General features: G+C 57.7%; 1 protein-coding gene. It reads right to left on the minus strand.

Annotated elements, in window-relative coordinates; translation table 11 throughout:
• A partial coding sequence (locus ACNFCI_RS23950) for an IS256 family transposase (RefSeq protein WP_416768425.1) occupies positions 1 to 1,125 on the minus strand: 1,125 nt, incomplete at both ends.

The following is a 1,125-nucleotide window of genomic DNA, read 5'->3' on the forward strand; positions in this document are numbered from 1 at the left end:
GAACCGATCTCCGTACAAAATCGCGAATTGATTCATCGCATTTTTCCAATCATGCGCCGCTGAGCCCCAGTTCGCCGTGATGTTTCGCAGCCCCAGCCAGATCAGCTTGGTGGCTGCGTCATCGTTCGGGAAATGGCCCCGGGTCTTGATGATCTTACGCAGCTGGGCATTGATACTCTCGATGGCGTTGGTGGTGTAGATTACTTTCCTGATGGCAGGCGGGAAGACAAAGAAGGGAATCACTCGATCCCAGGCGCGTCTCCAGGCCGCGACGACCGTTGGGTATTGCTTGCCCCAGGGCCCATTTTCAAACTCATCGAGTGCCTGCTCAGCCGCTTCGGCGTTGATGGCCTGATAGATCGGCTTAAGTGCCTTGGCCAGTGCCCGTCGCTTGTCCCAGGCTGCAAAGTCCAGGCTGTTGCGGATCAGGTGCACGATGCACGTCTGTAGCGTCGTCTCTGGAAACACTGCGCTGAGGGCCTCTGGCATGCCCTTAAGCCCATCGGTCACGGCAATCAGCACATCCTCGACACCACGCGTCTTGAGATCGTTGAACACCTTCATCCAGAACTTCGCACCTTCGGTGTTCTCAATCCAGATGCCCAAGATATCGCGCGTCCCGTCGGGTAGAACGCCCAGTGCCAGGTAAATGGCCTTGTTGCGCACCAGGCCTTCTTCGCGGATCTTCACCCGCAGTGCATCAAAGAAAATGACCGGGTACATCGGCTCCAATGGCCGCTGTTGCCAGGCGCCAATCTCTTCCATGACCTCGTCTGTCACAGAGCTGATGAAGTCGGGTGAGACCTCTGTTCCATACTGCTCGGACAGAAAGGCCCGGATCTCTCTGACAGTCATTCCACGGGCATACATGGCGATGATCTTGTCATCGAAACCGGTGTACCGCCGCTCGTGCTTTGGGATGAGAATGGGCGCAAAACTGCCGTCTCGGTCACGAGGAATTTCCAGCCGCAGCGGGCCATCACCGGTCAAAACCGTCTTGCCACTCTTGCCGTTACGTTGATTGGTTTCATCCTCTGGGCGCTGCGCGCCCGGCGGATAACCCAGGTGGTGGCCGAGCTCGGCATGCAGGGCGCGCTCGATCAAGGCCTTCTTGAACGCCGCAGA

This window comes from Pseudomonas sp. NY15356, from assembly GCF_048068175.1.
GTDB lineage: Bacteria > Pseudomonadota > Gammaproteobacteria > Pseudomonadales > Pseudomonadaceae > Aquipseudomonas > Aquipseudomonas putida_K.